This is a genomic window from Flavobacterium wongokense (genome assembly GCF_021608265.1).
Lineage (GTDB): Bacteria > Bacteroidota > Bacteroidia > Flavobacteriales > Flavobacteriaceae > Flavobacterium > Flavobacterium wongokense.
The window spans coordinates 67,204-83,949 of the sequence record NZ_JAKIHP010000007.1; the positions used below are offsets into that span (position 1 = coordinate 67,204).

14 protein-coding genes are annotated in these 16,746 nt (G+C 38.7%); 13 read left to right on the plus strand and 1 reads right to left on the minus strand.

Translation table 11 applies throughout. The features are described 5' to 3' along the window. The first annotated feature begins 5 nt into the window (after window positions 1-5). Genes metF through L1S31_RS13550 form a run of 3 tightly spaced genes read left to right on the plus strand, consistent with a single transcriptional unit; the run spans window position 6 to window position 2,874 of the window. Window positions 6-962 (plus strand): methylenetetrahydrofolate reductase [NAD(P)H], encoded by a 957-nt coding sequence (gene metF, locus L1S31_RS13540; protein WP_236465294.1) that lies wholly within the window; start codon window positions 6-8, stop codon window positions 960-962. A 60-nt stretch (window positions 963-1,022) separates the two neighbouring features. Beyond that, on the plus strand, window positions 1,023-2,111 hold the full coding sequence (locus tag L1S31_RS13545; protein ID WP_236465295.1) for an acyloxyacyl hydrolase: 1,089 nt from the start codon (window positions 1,023-1,025) through the stop codon (window positions 2,109-2,111). 10 nt (window positions 2,112-2,121) lie between these two features. Continuing rightward, window positions 2,122-2,874, plus strand: a complete 753-nt coding sequence (locus tag L1S31_RS13550) for a head GIN domain-containing protein (protein WP_236465296.1) — start codon at window positions 2,122-2,124, stop codon at window positions 2,872-2,874. Here the strand turns inward: L1S31_RS13550 and gldA are convergent, their stop codons facing one another. Next, complete coding sequence (gene gldA / locus L1S31_RS13555) at window positions 2,875-3,777, minus strand: gliding motility-associated ABC transporter ATP-binding subunit GldA (RefSeq protein WP_236465298.1); 903 nt, start codon at window positions 3,775-3,777, stop codon at window positions 2,875-2,877. A 301-nt stretch (window positions 3,778-4,078) separates the two neighbouring features. On the opposite strand from gldA, the gene L1S31_RS13560 reads away from it, so the two are divergent. The 10 genes from L1S31_RS13560 (at window position 4,079) to L1S31_RS13605 (ending at window position 16,745) form a co-directional block, all read left to right on the plus strand. Next, the gene (locus L1S31_RS13560) at window positions 4,079-4,906 is read left to right on the plus strand and encodes a prephenate dehydratase (RefSeq protein WP_236465299.1); all 828 of its coding nucleotides are present in this window, start codon (window positions 4,079-4,081) and stop codon (window positions 4,904-4,906) included. Then, window positions 4,903-6,048, plus strand: a complete 1,146-nt coding sequence (locus L1S31_RS13565) for a pyridoxal phosphate-dependent aminotransferase (RefSeq protein ID WP_236465300.1) — start codon at window positions 4,903-4,905, stop codon at window positions 6,046-6,048. The genes L1S31_RS13560 and L1S31_RS13565 overlap by 4 nt, the downstream gene beginning before the upstream one ends. 35 nt (window positions 6,049-6,083) lie before the next feature. Continuing rightward, window positions 6,084-7,166, plus strand: a complete 1,083-nt coding sequence (locus L1S31_RS13570) for a bifunctional 3-deoxy-7-phosphoheptulonate synthase/chorismate mutase type II (protein WP_236465301.1) — start codon at window positions 6,084-6,086, stop codon at window positions 7,164-7,166. Window positions 7,167-7,264: 98 nt separating this feature from the next. Beyond that, entirely contained in the window at window positions 7,265-8,917 is a 1,653-nt protein-coding gene (locus tag L1S31_RS13575; protein ID WP_236465302.1) for a hypothetical protein, read from the plus strand. A gap of 105 nt (window positions 8,918-9,022) precedes the next feature. Continuing rightward, on the plus strand, window positions 9,023-10,003 hold the full coding sequence (gene rsgA, locus L1S31_RS13580; RefSeq protein WP_236465303.1) for a ribosome small subunit-dependent GTPase A: 981 nt from the start codon (window positions 9,023-9,025) through the stop codon (window positions 10,001-10,003). Between the two features lie 3 nt (window positions 10,004-10,006). After that, entirely contained in the window at window positions 10,007-10,459 is a 453-nt protein-coding gene (gene dtd, locus L1S31_RS13585) for a D-aminoacyl-tRNA deacylase (protein ID WP_236465304.1), read from the plus strand. A 49-nt stretch (window positions 10,460-10,508) separates the two neighbouring features. Beyond that, window positions 10,509-12,419, plus strand: coding sequence for a DUF3858 domain-containing protein (locus tag L1S31_RS13590; RefSeq protein WP_236465305.1), 1,911 nt, complete (start codon window positions 10,509-10,511; stop codon window positions 12,417-12,419). A 4-nt stretch (window positions 12,420-12,423) separates the two neighbouring features. Then, a complete protein-coding gene (locus tag L1S31_RS13595) occupies window positions 12,424-14,370 on the plus strand; it encodes a transglutaminase family protein (protein ID WP_236465306.1) in 1,947 nt (648 codons plus the stop codon). 2 nt (window positions 14,371-14,372) lie between these two features. Then, a complete protein-coding gene (locus L1S31_RS13600) occupies window positions 14,373-16,367 on the plus strand; it encodes a transglutaminase family protein (protein ID WP_236465308.1) in 1,995 nt (664 codons plus the stop codon). A gap of 51 nt (window positions 16,368-16,418) precedes the next feature. After that, the gene (locus L1S31_RS13605) at window positions 16,419-16,745 is read left to right on the plus strand and encodes a nucleotide pyrophosphohydrolase (protein WP_236465309.1); all 327 of its coding nucleotides are present in this window, start codon (window positions 16,419-16,421) and stop codon (window positions 16,743-16,745) included. Window position 16,746 lies beyond the last annotated feature (1 nt).

The window sequence follows — 16,746 nt, forward strand, 5'->3', positions numbered from 1 at the left end:
ACTAAATGAAAGTAACCCAACATATAGAAAACGCCAACGGAAAACCATTATTTTCGTTTGAAATATTACCGCCGTTAAAAGGACAAAACATCCAATCCATTTTTGACAGCATTGATCCGTTGATGGAATTCAACCCGCCATTCATTGATGTCACGTATCACCGTGAGGAATACGAATTCAAGGAATTGCCAAGCGGTTTGTTGCAAAAGAAAATCGTAAAAAAACGACCGGGAACGGTAGGAATCTGCGCCGGAATCCAGAATAAATACAACGTAGATGCGATTCCGCATATTTTGTGTGGAGGTTTTACTAAAGAAGATACCGAAAACCTTTTGATAGATTTGGATTTCCTTGGAATTGACAATGTCGTGGCACTTCGAGGCGATGCGTTAAAAAACGAAACCTATTTCAAACCTGAAAAGGAAGGTAATGAGTATGCAACCGATTTGGTGTTGCAGATCAGCAACCTGAACAATGGGATTTACCTAGATGAGGATTTGAAAAATTCGGCTACGACCAACTTCTGCATTGGGGTTGCGGGTTATCCCGAAAAGCACATGGAAGCTCCGAGTTTGGACAGCGATATTTATTTCCTGAAACAAAAAATCAAAAACGGCGCTGATTATATCATTACGCAGATGTTTTTTGACAATAAGAAATTCTTTGATTTTGTTGCCAAATGCCGTGCATCGGGGATTACCATTCCGATTATCCCGGGATTGAAACCCATTGCGACAAAGAAACAACTAAACTTAATTCCACACCGATTCAGCATTGAACTTCCTGATGATTTGATCATGGCCGTGGTAAAAGCGAAAGACAACGACGCGGTAAAGCAAATCGGGATTGAATGGTGCACACAGCAAAGCAAGGAATTGGTCGCAGCCGGAATTCCGGTTTTGCACTATTATTCAATGGGTAAAGCCGAAAATATCAAGGCGATTGCGAAGGAGATTTTTTAAATAGCGGAATATTAGGATGCTGGATATATTCAATTATATTTGTGCGTTTTAAATTTCAGGATGAGAAAAATTTACTCTCTTTTTTTATTGTTTTCCCTTACCGTTGTTGGCCAGAAGAATAATCCTTTTTCGGTTGAAGCTTCCTTTCTAAGAGGGAATGTACTGCCACATACCGAAGACATGTATCATTTGGTAAACGGTCATCCAGAGGCTTTTTTGCTGACAGTTGTCAAAAAAACAGATGGTTCAAGGGAATGGCATAAAGCTTACAATTATCCCGATTACGGAGCGTATTTTTTATACCAGGATTTTAAAAGCCAGCCTTTGGGGCAAAACTATTCTGTTGGGGCATTGTATAATTTTTATTTCTTCAACAGGCATCTGCAGTTTAAGCTTGCCCAGGGAATTGCCTACACCACCAATCCGTATGATAAGGTAACCAACAGCAGGAACAAGGCATTTGGAACCCAAATCATGGCGAATACCAATATTGGCCTGGCGTATGATAACCAAAAGATTTTCAGGAGTTTTGGTGTCCATGCCGGAATTTTATTCACGCATTATTCCAACGGAAGGTTCAAATCGCCCAACAGCGGTATCAATACCTATTTACTGAATCTTGGAGTCAGCCACAATCTTTCTGAAGATTTCAAACGCCTTCCCGACACTGCCTTGGTAAAAAAATCATACCGCGAACCCATTCATTATAATTTTGTATTCCGAAGCGGAGTCAATGAAAATCCAATTATAGGCAGTGGCCAATATCCTTTTTACCATATTGGTTTTTATGCGGATAAACGTTTGAACCGAAAGTCGGCATTGCAATTGGGAACCGAAATCTTCCTGACAAAATCCATTGAGGAATACATTCGCTATTATTCGGTGGCGTACCCTGAAGAAAACATCAGCCCAAATACCGATTACAAAAGAGTCGGAGTCTTTGTGGGCCACGAATTGCTGATTAACCGGTTTTCGCTCGAAGCACAATTGGGTTATTATGCCTACCAGAAATTTAACAAGGATACCGGAATCTATGACAGGGTTGGGTTAAAATATTATATGACCAAAAATATTTTTGGCGGATTTACCATTAAAACCCATTTGTTCCTTGCTGAAGCTTTGGAATTTGGAATTGGATACAGAATTTAAAATGACAGTCATGAAGAAATTTTCGCTATTACTGGTTTTGTTTTGGATGCTGAATGCTTGTGAAAAACCAAGTGACTGCATCGAAAGCACGGGCACCATTATTACAAAGGAAGTAACAGTGCAGCCTTTTAAAAAGCTTAAAGTATACCGTGGCATTGAAGTCATCATCACGCAAGGTGCCGAATCGAAAGTGGTGATTGAAGCCGGTGAAAATTTCATAGACAATGTTGAGGTTCATCAAAACGGCGACCAGCTTATTTTTAAGGATGAAACCAGCTGCAACTGGGTTCGTGCTTATGGCAAAGTCAAAATCCATGTAACGACGCCCACTTTGGAGGAAGTGTATTCCAAAACCGACAGGAATATAAGTTCCAATGGGGTACTGACTTTTCCGTACTTGAGTTTTGTTGCAATGGACAAAGACGGTGATGGCGAAGCCGGAGCCGGAACAGGCGATTTTATCCTGAATATTGATAACGATTACCTGAATATCGGAAACAATAATGTATCGAGGTTTTATATTTCAGGCCATACCAATACCGCTAATCTGAATTTTTATTTTGGAGACGGCAGGATTGAAGCCCAGGATTTAATTGCCCAAAACATTCAAATATTCCATCGCGGGTCTAATGATATGATTATCCACCCTGTGGTAAACCTGAGTGGTGATTTGTATAGCACCGGAAATATTATTGCCAAAACCCATCCTGCAAATCCTGATACTGTAGTGCGTCATTATCAGGGACGGCTTATCTACGAATAATTATTTTTTCTTGGTTTTTTCCCTAAAAATCTGTTCGAGGTTTTTGCTTTTCAGGCTGATTTGAAGTGTTTTCAATCCGTTGTCATGCGCAAAGTCAAATAATTTTGGGCGCATGTCCTCGTCGGTATTGAAAGTCAGTGTCCAAAGATTGTCACCGCTATTTTTGTAGGCTTTGAGGTTTGGTAATTTTGCCAAAATGGTTTCATCAATGGCTTTGTCAAATTCCACTTCGATAATCTGCTCTTTTTCTTCCGAAACCAGTTTGTCCAGTTTTTTATCAGTTACAATTTTTCCGTGGTCAATGATGATGACACGGTCGCAAATGGCTTCCACTTCCTGCATGATATGCGTTGAAAGGAAAACCGTTTTGTCCTTCCCAACATTCTTGATCACATTCCTGATTTCAACCAACTGATTTGGGTCTAGTCCTGTTGTGGGTTCATCCAAAATCAAAACATCAGGATTGTGAAGCAAAGCCGTAGCCAATCCAACACGCTGGCGATACCCTTTTGACAATTGCCCAATTTTTTTATGGCTTTCAGGACTCAGTCCGGTCAATTGGATTACTTCCTCAATACGTTCTTTCGAAACTTTATACACATCGGCATTGAAGGCCAAATATTCACGAACGTACAAATCAAGATACAACGGATTGTGTTCCGGAAGATAACCCACAGAAAGCTGGACTGCTTTTTGGTTCTCAGCCACATCGCTTCCATTTACCGAAGCTGAGCCTTCGTCAGCATTGATAAAGGTCGTCAAAATTTTCATCAGTGTCGATTTTCCGGCGCCATTCGGACCAAGGAAACCAACAATTTCTCCTTTTTTTACCGAAAAGGAAACCTTATCCAATGCCTTTTGGGCACCATAACTCTTCGAAATATTTTGAACTTCTATTGACATACCAAAGGATTTTGAGCAAATGTAATAATTAATATAGGGATAACGAAAAAATCACGGTTTTATGATTTTTACGAAAACGTTTCCGCAACTTTTTTTGCAATGCCTTGTAAAACCTACACTTTAATTGGTTACATTAGCAAAACAGAACACACAAAATGAAAACATTCAATACTTATTATAACTATTTCTTTTATTTCTTCTTCGGACAGAAAAAGGGAATGGTATTGTGTTATGTGAAAAAGTAAAAATTAAAACTAACTATATATAAATCCCGATGCAAATCGGGATTTTTTTTTGCTCTATGGAAACAAAAATTGCAATACAGGGAATCAAAGGTTCGTTCCACCATCAGGTTGCCCAGGAATATTTCAACCAGGAATATGATATGGATGAATGCATGTCGTTTGATGATGTGGTCAAAAGTTTATTAGAAAGCAAGGCACAGAAAGGTGTAATGGCGTTGGAGAATTCCATTGCGGGTTCGATAATTCCGAATTATGCCTTAATTGACCGCAACAACCTGCATATCATTGGCGAACATTATTTGGACATCCACATGAACTTAATGGTGCTCAAAGGCCAGAAAATTGAGGACATCACTGAGGTTCATTCGCATCCGATTGCTTTGCTGCAATGTGCGGTTTTCTTTAGCCAGTATCCACATATCAAATTGGTGGAAAGTGGCGACACGGCTGAAACAGCAAGACGAATCCAGGAACAGCAATTGAAAGGAATTGGTGCTGTTGCCGCTCCAATTGCCGCCAAATTATACGACCTCGAAATCCTCGCAGCCGGAATCCATACGATTCAAAGTAACAAAACAAGGTTTGTGATTGTAAAAACGCAGAATAAAGAGTTGCCGAAGGAAGAGATTAACAAAGCATCCATAAAATTTGAACTGGACGACACCGCGGGAAGCCTTGCCACGGTTTTAAATGTAATGAACAATTGCAAACTCAGCCTGACCAAAATCCAGTCAATGCCGATTATTGAACAGCCTTTTCAATATTCCTTTTTTGTAGATGTGATTTTTGAGAAGTACAAGCATTACGAGAAGGCAAAAAACATTTTGGCTTTAATGACGACCCACTTCAAAGTGTTGGGTGAATATAAAAACGGACGCTTATGATAACAACTGCCAAAAGACTGAATACCGTTGAGGAATACTATTTTTCAAGGAAACTCCGCGAAGTACGCCAATTGATTTTGGAAGGTAACCCAATCATCAATATGGGAATCGGAAGCCCCGATTTGGTTCCGGACAAATCGGTAATTGAAGCCATTCAAAAAGCGATGTTTGACGACAAAGCCCACGAATATCAAAGTTATCAGGGCTTGCCTGAGCTTAGGAAAGGGATGTCCGATTTTTATCAAAAGCAATTTGGTGTTGCATTGGATTTCAATTCGGAAGTATTGCCGCTTATGGGTTCCAAAGAAGGAATCATGCACATTTCGCTGGCTTTTTTAAATGAGGGAGATGAAGTCCTGATTCCGAATCCCGGTTATCCAACCTATGCTTCGGTAACCGAATTGGTACAGGCAAAAGCGGTTTATTATGACTTGTCGGATGCAACCAATTGGCAGCCCGATTTTGAAGCGTTGGAAAGAATGGATTTGTCAAAAGTCAAACTGATGTGGGTTTCGTATCCACACATGCCAACAGGGAAAAATGGCAATTTGGAATTATTCGAAAAGCTGATTGCATTTGGAAAAAAACACAGTATTTTAATTGTAAACGACAATCCGTACAGTTTCGTCTTGAATGAGCATCCGATTTCGATTTTGCAGGTTGATGGTGCGAAAGAGATTGCGTTGGAACTGAATTCCCTTTCCAAAACCTACAATATGGCAGGTTGGCGTGTTGGAATGGTGTTGGGAAACCCAACTTTGATTGATGCAGTTTTGAAAGTAAAAAGCAATATGGACAGCGGTATGTTTTACGGAATCCAGAAAGGAGCCATTGAAGCATTAAAACTTGGAACCGATTGGTTTGAACAGCAAAACCAAATTTATACCAAACGCCGCAACCTGATTTTTCAATTGGCTGAAAAACTCAACTGTACTTTCGACGGCGACAGTGTTGGATTGTTTGTATGGGCAAAACTGCCTGAAGGAATTCAGTCTTCGGAAGCATTTATAGACGGACTGCTTTTGGAAAAACATTTATTCATAACTCCGGGAACGATTTTCGGGAGCAACGGCGAAGGGTATATTCGGTTTTCGCTTTGCGTTACTGAAGAAAAAATACAGCAGGCAATCAACAGATTTTAAACAAAAGAAATTAATTTTACACAAGATAAAAAGCTATGGACATTACAGCAGAAAACAGAAAATGGTTGGATGATTTAAATTTGAGTCATCCTTTGGTAATAGCCGGACCATGCAGTGCAGAAACAGAAGAACAGGTATTAAGGATTGCACACGAACTGAAAAATTCTGATGTGAGCATTTTCCGCGCCGGAATCTGGAAACCAAGAACGCGTCCCGGAGGATTTGAAGGCGTTGGGGCCATTGGGTTGAATTGGCTGCAAAAAGCCAAAGCCGAAACAGGATTGCTGATGGCCGTTGAGGTTGCGAATGCAACCCATGTTAAATTAGCTTTGGAGCACGATATTGATGTGCTTTGGATTGGTGCCCGAACCACCGTCAATCCGTTTGCGGTTCAGGAAATCGCAGATGCTTTGGCTGGCACAGATAAAATTGTTTTGGTAAAAAATCCGGTGAATCCTGATTTGGCTTTGTGGATTGGTGGCGTTGAACGTTTGTATAATGCCGGAATCAAAAACCTGGGCGTTATCCACAGAGGATTTTCAACGTATGAAAAAACCAAATACCGAAACATCCCGGAATGGCAATTGCCAATTGAGCTGCAAAGCCGTTTCCCCGATTTGGTACTGATTTGCGACCCATCACATATTACCGGCCAGCGAAATATGATTCAGGAAGTCTCACAACAGGCATTGGACCTGAATTATGACGGACTAATCATAGAAACGCATATTGATCCCGATAATGCCTGGAGCGACGCGGCACAACAGGTAACGCCAACGGTTCTGAAACAGATTTTTGAAGACCTGAAGGTAAGGAAAACAGCGACTGAAGATGATGATTTCAATACCAAAATGATAAAGCTGCGATCGAGCATTGACATAGCTGATACCAAGTTGTTGGAAATTTTAGGAAGCAGGATGAAAGTCGCAGAGCAGATCGGAGCCTTGAAAAAGGAAAAAAACATCGCGGTTCTGCAAAACAAACGTTGGAATGAAATCCTTGGGAAAATGATATTGGAAGGTGAAGATAAAGGACTTAGTGAAGAATTTATCCTTCGGATTTTCAAGGCAATACACCAGGAAAGCATCGCACATCAGGAAAAAATCATAAATCGTTGATTTTTTTTCCAAATTAAATCCAAACCTATGATTTGTCATAGGTTTTTTTGTATCATTGCGCCAACAATAAAAACAGTATAAATTTAAAAACTACCAAAATGAAAAAAACCTTTTTGTTTTTTATTCTTTTTGTTTGTTGCGGTATAAGCCTGAATGCGCAGAACAAAATTGATAAAATCAACATGACTTACGGTGAGGAATTACCGGAAGACAAACAAAAAATTGTAAAAATTATCGGGGAAGCAAGCAACAAGATTTATGCTCTTGGACTTAACAAGGATGATTATTTCATTAAGATTTTCGAATCAAAGTCGATGAAATTGCTTTCTTCAAATCCTATTGTTATCCCTCAAATCAGTGATAAGGAAGTTGATTTCGAAGATATCTTTTTATTAAATGGAAAGCTTTATGCTATTGGAAGTGTTTTCAATAAGAAAGAGAAAATCTTTAATTTAATTGGAACCGAAATTTCTGAAAAAGGGATTTTGAGTAAAAATACAATTCCATTATTCAGTTCAGAAGTTGCTAAAAAGTCGGAGCGCGGTGGATTTTACTTCAAGCAATCCCAGGATGAAGGCGCATTGCTGATCATGCATACTTCGCGTTTTCCAAAAGAGGATGCCATTAAATATGAAGTTAAACTATTTGATGACAAACTGGCAAGCCTTTTCAGCAGTGAAGAGAAAGTAAGCTTTGACGACAGTAAAAAAGATTATGAGTTTACGATTTCTGACTTTGAATTGAATTTCCAGGATGATGTCTTTTTGGTAATCAACGAAAGTTACAGGGATTCAAAAAAGAAGGAACAGATAGAGAAATTCCAGATTCACGCTTTCAAAAAAGCGAATAACTACAAAAAAGAAGTAGTTGACATCAATATCAAAGGCAAGGAAATCATCAACTGTAAAATGATGTCTACCAATAAAAATATGTTGGAATTGGTTGGATTTTACTCAAGCGTGCGCGACAACGGTAAAGCCAATAAAGAGTTGAAAGGTATTTACAACGCTACCATTAATTTGGCAACAAACACTAACGATAACCTGAAATTCAACGAGTTTGATTATGCTACCAAAGTGAAATTGTTGGGCGAAAGAAGAGCTAAAAAAGGGAAAGACGTTAAGCCTTTATACAGTATCACTACCTTAATTGAAAAAAATGACGGTGGTATTATCGTATTGTCAGAATTGCAGTTTGTGTATGTTGGTCAAAGTTCAGGAATTGGGCCATTGGCATTTACTCCGGTAACGTATACCAAAAACGAAATCATTGTTACTTCCCTTAAGCCTGACGGTTCATTGGAATGGAGCAATGTATTGCCAAAAGAGCAGTCTGCGGCTGTAACGACTATGTCATTTGCTTTTGGAGCAGTTGGTGGCAACGGGAACTTCAACGTTGGTGTTGCCATGTCTATTCCATTGGCTCAAATGGGGAAAGGACCAGAATATTTAGGAGCGATTCCTATTTATAAAAATGGTGTTTTGAACATCCTTTTCAACGACAACGTAAAAAACAAAGGAGTTACCGATATCGAGGAAATCAAATCATTAGGAAACTACAATAATGCGGTTCCGGCACTTTTCATCTTTGATGCAAATGGCCAGATTACCAGAAAAGACCCTGAAGAGGCAATCAAGAATGAACTAGTGATCCGTCCGGGTGTTTACTACAGGAAAACACCTAACGAATACATTATTTATTCATCGAGAAAGAAACTGGATAAGCTGGGACGTATGTTCCTTGAAGATTAAAAACCAAAAAAAGCTGTGAAAATTTTCACAGCTTTTTATTTGAACCAAACTTAAACCATATACGGTTTGGTTTTTTTACCTTTGCCTAAATCCTAAATTCAAAAGATGACCGGACTCGTTTATAAATCTACCGGAAGCTGGTACACGGTTAAGACCGAAGACCATCAGGTTTTTGAATGCCGCATCAAAGGAAAGTTCCGCATGCAGGGCATCAAAAGCACCAATCCGATTGCGGTTGGCGATGTAGTAGATTTTGAATTGGATGATACTTCAGACGACATTACAGGAACCATTCACAACATTCACGACCGAAAGAATTACATTGTCAGGAAATCGGTGAACCTGTCCAAACAAACCCATATCATTGCTTCCAACATTGATGTTGTTTTTTTATTGATTACCATCAACAATCCTCCTACGACAACCAGTTTTATCGATAGGTTTTTGGTTACCGCTGAAGCCTATGATATTGAAACCGTTTTGGTTTTCAATAAAGTCGATACTTACGATGAAGCGATGCAGGATGAGCAATTATACCTTCAGTACATCTATTCTGATATTGGATACAAATGCCTTAAGGTTTCGGCAATTGAAAAGAAAGGTTTGGAAGAATTAAAGCAAATGATGATTGGGAAAGTCAGCATGTTTTCGGGACATTCGGGAGTAGGAAAATCGACTTTGGTCAACGCATTGGAACCCGAACTAAACCTAAAAACCAAAAACATTTCAGAACAGAGTAAGCAAGGACAGCATACTACGACCTTTGCCGAAATGTATGATTTGTCCTTTGATGCCAAAATAATCGATACACCGGGAATCAAGGGATTCGGAGTTGTAGATATGGAGCCTTATGAGGTTAGCGATTATTTCCCTGAGTTTTTTAAGCTAAAAGACCAATGCAAATTCAATAACTGCCTGCATAAGGAAGAGCCGCATTGCGCTGTTAAAAAAGCTTTGGAAGAAAATAAGATTGCGTGGTCACGCTACAATAGTTACCTCAAAATCCTCGAAGGCGATGATGAACATTACAGGCAGGATGTTTACAATGACGACCGGATTGCCAGTGACGAAACCCGAAAATCCTAACAGATGAAAGCCGTTATCCAGCGTGTTTCCGAAGCTTCAGTCACCATTGAAGGCATTAAGGCTGCCGATATCCAAAAGGGATTGTTGGTGCTTGCCGGTTTTGAAGAATCCGATACCAATGATGATTTGGATTGGATGACTTCCAAAATTGCCAACCTCCGAATTTTTGATGATGAAAACCACGTGATGAATTTATCGTTGAAAGATGTAAAAGGCGGCATCATCATCGTAAGCCAGTTTACGTTGCAGGCATCGACAAAAAAAGGCAATCGGCCTTCGTATTTAAAGGCAGCAAAACCAGAGATTTCGATTCCACTATACGAGTCTTTCATCCTGAAAATGGAAACCGGATTGGGTAAAAAAGTCCAGACCGGAACCTTTGGTGCCGATATGAAAGTAGCACTTTTAAATGATGGTCCCGTGACAATAATCATCGACACAAAAAATAAAGAGTAAAATGTTAAAGAGAAGTTAATTTTTTTATATTTGGAGAAACTTAGTCCAAATGAAATTAACCTTTTTACACTTTCTATTACTTTTATTCCCCGTTTTAATTTTTGGACAAAAAGTAGACTACTCTGTGGCTGCCATTCCCGACAGTTTAAAGCAAAATGCCAATGTAGTCATTCGCCTTAGTAAAACCAGCATCGATATTTCTTCTCAGAAATCAATGACGGTTAAATCACTGACAGTTACAACGGTTTTAAATGAATTGGGCTTAAGGAACCTTGACTTGTCTGAGAGCTATGACAAGAACAGAAAAATAACACAAATTGAGGCAGATATTTATGATGCTCTTGGCAAGCCTATAAAAACCTATAAAAAAAAGGATTTTACAGATGCCAGTGTAGCAGATGGCGTTTCTGTGTTTAACGACAATAGGACTTTATATCTGGATTATACGCCCATCAGTTATCCATTCACTGTAGCTTTTGAAACTGAAATACAAACTTCCAATACTGCTTTTATAGCTCCGTGGATTCCGGTTGATAATTTTTTGGTGAGTACCGAAAATACTTCCCTGAGCATTACTTTTAAACCCGAATTAAACCTGAAAAAGAAAGAGGCAAATTTTTCTGCAAAGTACCTAATCGAAAAATCGGAAACATCATCATCGGTAAGTTATGCAGCAAAGAATCTAGTCGCTAAGAAAAGGGAAGAGCTCAGCCCAAGTTTCGTTGAGGTTTTTCCGATAGTGTATTTTTCACTTGAAAACTTCTCTCTTGAAAATGTAGAAGGCAAAGCTACCAATTGGGCCGAATTTGGCAAATGGTATTACAATTCGCTGTTGGCAGATACCGAGGAGATTCCGGAAGAAACGCAGCTCAAGATTAAGCAATTGATTGGAAACGAAAAGCGTCCTGTTGAAATTGCAAAAATCATCTATAAATATGTCCAGGAGAAAACACGTTACGTGAGCGTTCAGGTTGGGATTGGCGGTTGGAAGCCAATGCTGGCAAAAGATGTTGACAAACTCGGCTACGGCGACTGCAAGGCACTGACCAATTATACCCGATGTTTATTAAAATCTGTAGGCGTTCCGTCCTATTATACTGTTGTTTATGCAGGGCATGATGAAACAAAAGACCTGCAAAACGATTTTGCTTCGGTTCAGGGAAACCATGTGATTTTGACATTGCCTGTTGATAAGGATTTGGTTTGGCTGGAATGTACAAGTCAAATCCATCCGTTTGGATTCCAGGGTGATTTTACCGATGACAGGAATGTACTATTGGTAAAACCGGAAGGTGGAGAAATAATAAAAACAAAGCTTTTTACTGAGGCCGACAATCTTAAGACCACTAAAGGCTCGTATCAAATTATGGAAAACGGCAACCTTATCGGTAAGGTCAAAATGGTTTCAAAAGGATTGAAGTACAACAATGAATTCAGAAAAGAACGACTGAGCAGGGAAAATCAACTCAAGGATTATAAGGAGGAATTTGATAATATGAACAATCTTTCAATAAAGAAAATCAACCTGAGCAATGATTCTAAAACTATCGAATTTACAGAAGATTTGGAATTGGAAGCCGAAGGTTATGCCCAAAATTCGGGAGGAAAACTATTATTCGCACTTAATGCTTTCGACCAAAATTCTTATGTTCCAAAAAAATACAGGACACGGGAGTATCCATTCGAAATGGAAAGAGGCTTTACCAATGAAGAAGAAATTGAGATTACCATTCCGGATGGTTTCATTGTTGAGGCAAAACCAAATGGATTGGAGCAGGACACCGAATTTGGCTATTATAAAATTGAATTCAGCACTGTCAGCCCAACCAAAATAATGTGTAAAAGAAAATTAGTAATCAAAAAAGGATTCTATGATAAATCCAAATACGAAAACTACAGGAAATTCAGAGAAACCATAGCCAAAACCGATAGCTCAAGAATAGTTATTGCAAAGACCTAAAACCATGAAATCAAAAACAAGTAAATTACACCCGGCAATTGTTATCGCAGCATTATTTTTAAGCGTGTCGGCTTTCGCACAAAAAAAAGAACTCGGAAAAGTAACCCTTGAGGAATTGAATGAGAAAGTATGTCCAACCGATACTTCTGCAGCTGCAGCAGTGCTTTTCAAAAAAAGCCAGATAACATTTGACAGCACTATTGGCCAGGCATTCGTTGAAACAGAAGTCAAAATAAAAATCTATAAAAAGGAAGCGTATGATTATGCGAATGTCAGTGAAGCTTATTATACCGGAAATAATGAAAAACTTAACTTTTCAAACGTGGCAACCTACAATGTTGTAAACGGCCAGATTGTCAAAACAAAACTCAAAAAAGAGGGCGACTTTAAGGAAGAAATGACCAAGGACCTCAATGTAAAAAAGATTGTGCTTTCAGACGTCAAGGAAGGTTCAATCATTGAATATAAAATAACCCGTTACACCAATAATGTATACAGGCTTGTCAATTTCTATTTCCAGGAAGGAATACCTGTAAATGATGTTGAACTTAAGGTTGAATATTCAGACTTGTATTTTTACAACAAATCATTAACCGGGTTTTTGGTTCCGGAAATCAAGGAGGAGATATTTAACCTTCCTAATCTCAAGTCATACCAGCATAGGATCATTTATAAATTAAAAAATGTTCCTGCAATGAAGGATGAAGACTATGTCAACAATATCAATAATTACAGGGCGAGGATTCGTTATGAACTGGCATCGGTGAAAAATAGTTATGGCATAAGTGAAAATCTGGCTACCGATTGGGAATCTGTTGTAAAAAGGGTATATGATAGCGAGTATTTTGGCACCGAGCTAAAGAAAACAGGCTATTTTGAAAAAGATGTGGACGCTCTTTTAACCGGCCTGACCACACAACAGGAAAAAATAAATGCAATTTTCAATTATGTAAAGTCAAAAGTTACCTGGGACGAATATTATGGATTTGCCTGTAATGATGGTGTAAAAAAAGCATATCAGGAAAAAAAAGGAAATACTGCCGAAATCAATTTGATGCTAACTGCAATGTTGCGGTATGCAGGAATAGATGCAAATCCAATCTTACTCAGCACACGTGCAAACGGGCTTTCTGTATTGCCGTCGATAACAGCCTTTAATTATGTGATTTGCGGAATAGAATTAACCAATCAGGTTATTTTGCTGGATGCAACCAACAAATATGCGATGCCGGATATACTTCCCATAAGGGATTTGAATTGGTTTGGCAGGATTATTAGGAAAAACGGCAGTTCCGCCGATATTGATTTGATGCCCAAATTAAATTCAAAGGACATCATAAATATATTGGCAAAAATTGAAGGCAATGGTGAAATAAAAGGCAAAATCAGGGAACAGTATTTTGACTATAATGCCCTGGCATTCAGGCAGGCCAACAATGCAACATCCAAGGACGCTTACCTTGAGAAGCTTGAAAAAGACCACCAAGGATTGGAAATAGGAGAGTATAATATCGTAAACAAAGAAGATTTGACTTTGCCGGTAATCGAAAATTATGATTTTACCGCAACCAATTCTGTCGAAATCATTGGAGATAAAATGTACCTGTCACCATTCCTGTTTTTTGCCAAAACCGAAAATCCATTCAAACAGGAAATCAGGGAATATCCGGTAGATTTTGTGTTTCCCAACCAGGACAAATTCAACATCAGCCTTACCATTCCTGAAGGATATGCTGTAGAGCTATTACCCACGGCAAAAGCGGTTAGCATGATTGATGACCTTGCAAACTTCAAATACAATATCTCAACCAATGGAAGCCAGATACAGATATTGTACACATATGATATCAACCAGGCAATCATCGGTTCCGAACATTACGAAACCTTGAAGAATTTTTATAAGGAAATGATCAATAAGCAAACAGAGAAAATTGTCCTTAAAAAAGTATAACCATGAATAAATCAAATTTGCTGCTTTTTCTTTTGATTTGTTGTTTGTCCAATGCTGTTGGGCAAAAATTAATCCTTGGCAAAGTCACTAAAGCGGAATTGCTGGAAAAGCAACATAAGACAGATACTTCTGCCGCTGCAGCCATAATCTTTAAAAAGGCAAGGACCGAATTCACTTATACGGAACAAAAGGGATTTACATCGGTTACCTACTTTCAGGTTAAGCTCAAAATCTATAAAAATGAAGGATTGAAATGGGCAAATTTCAAAATCCCGTATTACGTTGGTTACGAAAATCTTGAAGACGAATATGTCAGCATTGAAAGTGGTTTTACCTACAACCTCGAAAATGACAAAATTGTCAAAACCAAAGTGACTGGGGAAAGCAAATTCAAAGAGCAGATAAATGAAAACTGGGAAGTAAAGGCGGTTGCTTTTCCCAATGTAAAGCCTGGCTCTATCATTGAATTGGAATACAGGTTTAAATCCGAAAATATATCGGTGCTTCCGGAATTCCAATACCAATATGACATTCCGGTAGATTATGCAGAATACAAAACCAACATACCCGAGTTTTATATTTATAATGCCATTAAAAAAGGCTATATCAAACTCAATATGGATCAAAAGTTGGAATCAACATATCAATCCTATCAAAGCGAAGCACATTTAGCGAAAGTTAGCCGTACATTGGAATACAACCAAATTGTGACGGTTTACAATGCTTCGAATATTCCCGCATTGATAGAAGAAGATTATGTCAATAATATGGATAATTATTACGGACAACTCGAACATGAACTTCAGATGATACGTTATCCCAACGAAAAACCGAAGCAGATAGGTACAACTTGGGAAGCTGTAGCCAAATCAATCTTTGATGATAAGGATTTTAATGAAGCCATCACCAGCTCCGATTATTTTATCGAAGAAGTCAAGCCACTGATACATGAAATTACATCGCCTCAGGAACGAGCCAAAAAGATTTTCAATTATGTAAAAAACAGGATGAATTGGGACAACAGGACAAGCTATTATCCCAAACGCAAAATGAATGTAGCTTTTACCGAGAAGGTTGGAAATGTTGCCGAAATTAACCTGATGCTGGTTGCAATGTTAAGATATGCCGGCATTAACGCCAATCCTGTAATCATGAGTACCAGGGAAAACGGATTTGCAACCTTTCCCAACAGGACACTTTTCAATTATGTAATCGCCGCAGCGGAAATAGACGGAAAGACCATTTTGATGGATGCGACCGAAAAAATTTCAGATTTGAACAGTCTTCCCATACGCGCATTGAACTGGCAGGGACGATTGATTAGGAAGGACGGAACTTCAACAGAAATCGATTTGATGCCCAAATCAAATTCGAGAAAAATTGTCAACCTGATGATTGATGTCAATGCGTCCGGAGATGTATCGGGAAAGATAAAAAATCAATACTTTGATTATAATGCACGTGAATTCCGGAATAAAAACAATGCCATCTCCAAGGAAAGTTATGTCGAAAAACTTGAAAAGGAAAATCCGGGGCTTGAAGTTGAGGATTACGGAGTACATAACAGCCTTGACATCGATTTGCCAATAATTGAAAATTACAATTTTGCAACAAACAACGGAGCCGAAATTATTGGAGGCAAAATTTATATGAGCCCTTTTCTATTTTTCGCGACAACACAAAATCCATTCAAACAGGAATACCGCGATTATCCAATCGATTTTGTATTTCCACAACAACTCAAATACAATATCAGTCTAACCATTCCACAGGGATATGCTGTTGAAACATTGCCCGAACCAAAAAATGTTGCGTTACCTTCAGGCCTTGGAAGCTTTAAATATGAAATTTCCAATGTAGGAAAGCAGATCCAGTTACTTTATACCCAAGAAATCAACCAATCTGTAATTGATGCCGGATATTATGAAGTCCTAAAGATTTTTTTCAAGGAAATGATCGATAAACAGACCGAGAAAATTGTACTTAAAAAAGTATAGTGTTTTATTTTTGTTTGAGTTGTATCTTTGAATTATAAAAGCAACTCAAAAATGGATTTAAAAAATTCCCAACTGGAAGTAGACAATTGGATTAAAAACCACGGAGTCCGTTATTTCAACGAGCTAACCAATATGGCACAGCTTACCGAAGAAGTGGGTGAAGTAGCCCGAATCATAGCGCGCCGTTACGGGGAACAATCCGAAAAGGAAAGCGATAAAAACAAAGACCTGGGCGAAGAACTTGCCGATGTGGTTTTTGTGGTTTTATGCCTGGCGAACCAAACCGGGATTGACCTTCAGGCAGCCTTTGACAGAAAGATGGATTTGAAAACCAACCGCGACCACGACCGCCATCACAGCAACGATAAACTGAAATAGT

Bases quoted from the DNA above. Each gene is read 5' to 3' on its own strand.
- L1S31_RS13560 (WP_236465299.1), top strand. From the start codon at position 4,079: ATGGAAACAAAAATTGCAATACAGGGAATCAAAGGTTCGTTCCACCAT.
- L1S31_RS13550 (WP_236465296.1), top strand. From the start codon at position 2,122: ATGAAGAAATTTTCGCTATTACTGGTTTTGTTTTGGATGCTGAATGCT.
- L1S31_RS13600 (WP_236465308.1), top strand. From the start codon at position 14,373: ATGAATAAATCAAATTTGCTGCTTTTTCTTTTGATTTGTTGTTTGTCC.
- L1S31_RS13590 (WP_236465305.1), top strand. From the start codon at position 10,509: ATGAAATTAACCTTTTTACACTTTCTATTACTTTTATTCCCCGTTTTA.
- L1S31_RS13605 (WP_236465309.1), top strand. From the start codon at position 16,419: ATGGATTTAAAAAATTCCCAACTGGAAGTAGACAATTGGATTAAAAAC.
- L1S31_RS13545 (WP_236465295.1), top strand. From the start codon at position 1,023: ATGAGAAAAATTTACTCTCTTTTTTTATTGTTTTCCCTTACCGTTGTT.
- metF (WP_236465294.1), top strand. From the start codon at position 6: ATGAAAGTAACCCAACATATAGAAAACGCCAACGGAAAACCATTATTT.
- L1S31_RS13570 (WP_236465301.1), top strand. From the start codon at position 6,084: ATGGACATTACAGCAGAAAACAGAAAATGGTTGGATGATTTAAATTTG.
- L1S31_RS13565 (WP_236465300.1), top strand. From the start codon at position 4,903: ATGATAACAACTGCCAAAAGACTGAATACCGTTGAGGAATACTATTTT.
- rsgA (WP_236465303.1), top strand. From the start codon at position 9,023: ATGACCGGACTCGTTTATAAATCTACCGGAAGCTGGTACACGGTTAAG.
- L1S31_RS13595 (WP_236465306.1), top strand. From the start codon at position 12,424: ATGAAATCAAAAACAAGTAAATTACACCCGGCAATTGTTATCGCAGCA.
- gldA (WP_236465298.1), bottom strand. From the start codon at position 3,777: ATGTCAATAGAAGTTCAAAATATTTCGAAGAGTTATGGTGCCCAAAAG.
- L1S31_RS13575 (WP_236465302.1), top strand. From the start codon at position 7,265: ATGAAAAAAACCTTTTTGTTTTTTATTCTTTTTGTTTGTTGCGGTATA.
- dtd (WP_236465304.1), top strand. From the start codon at position 10,007: ATGAAAGCCGTTATCCAGCGTGTTTCCGAAGCTTCAGTCACCATTGAA.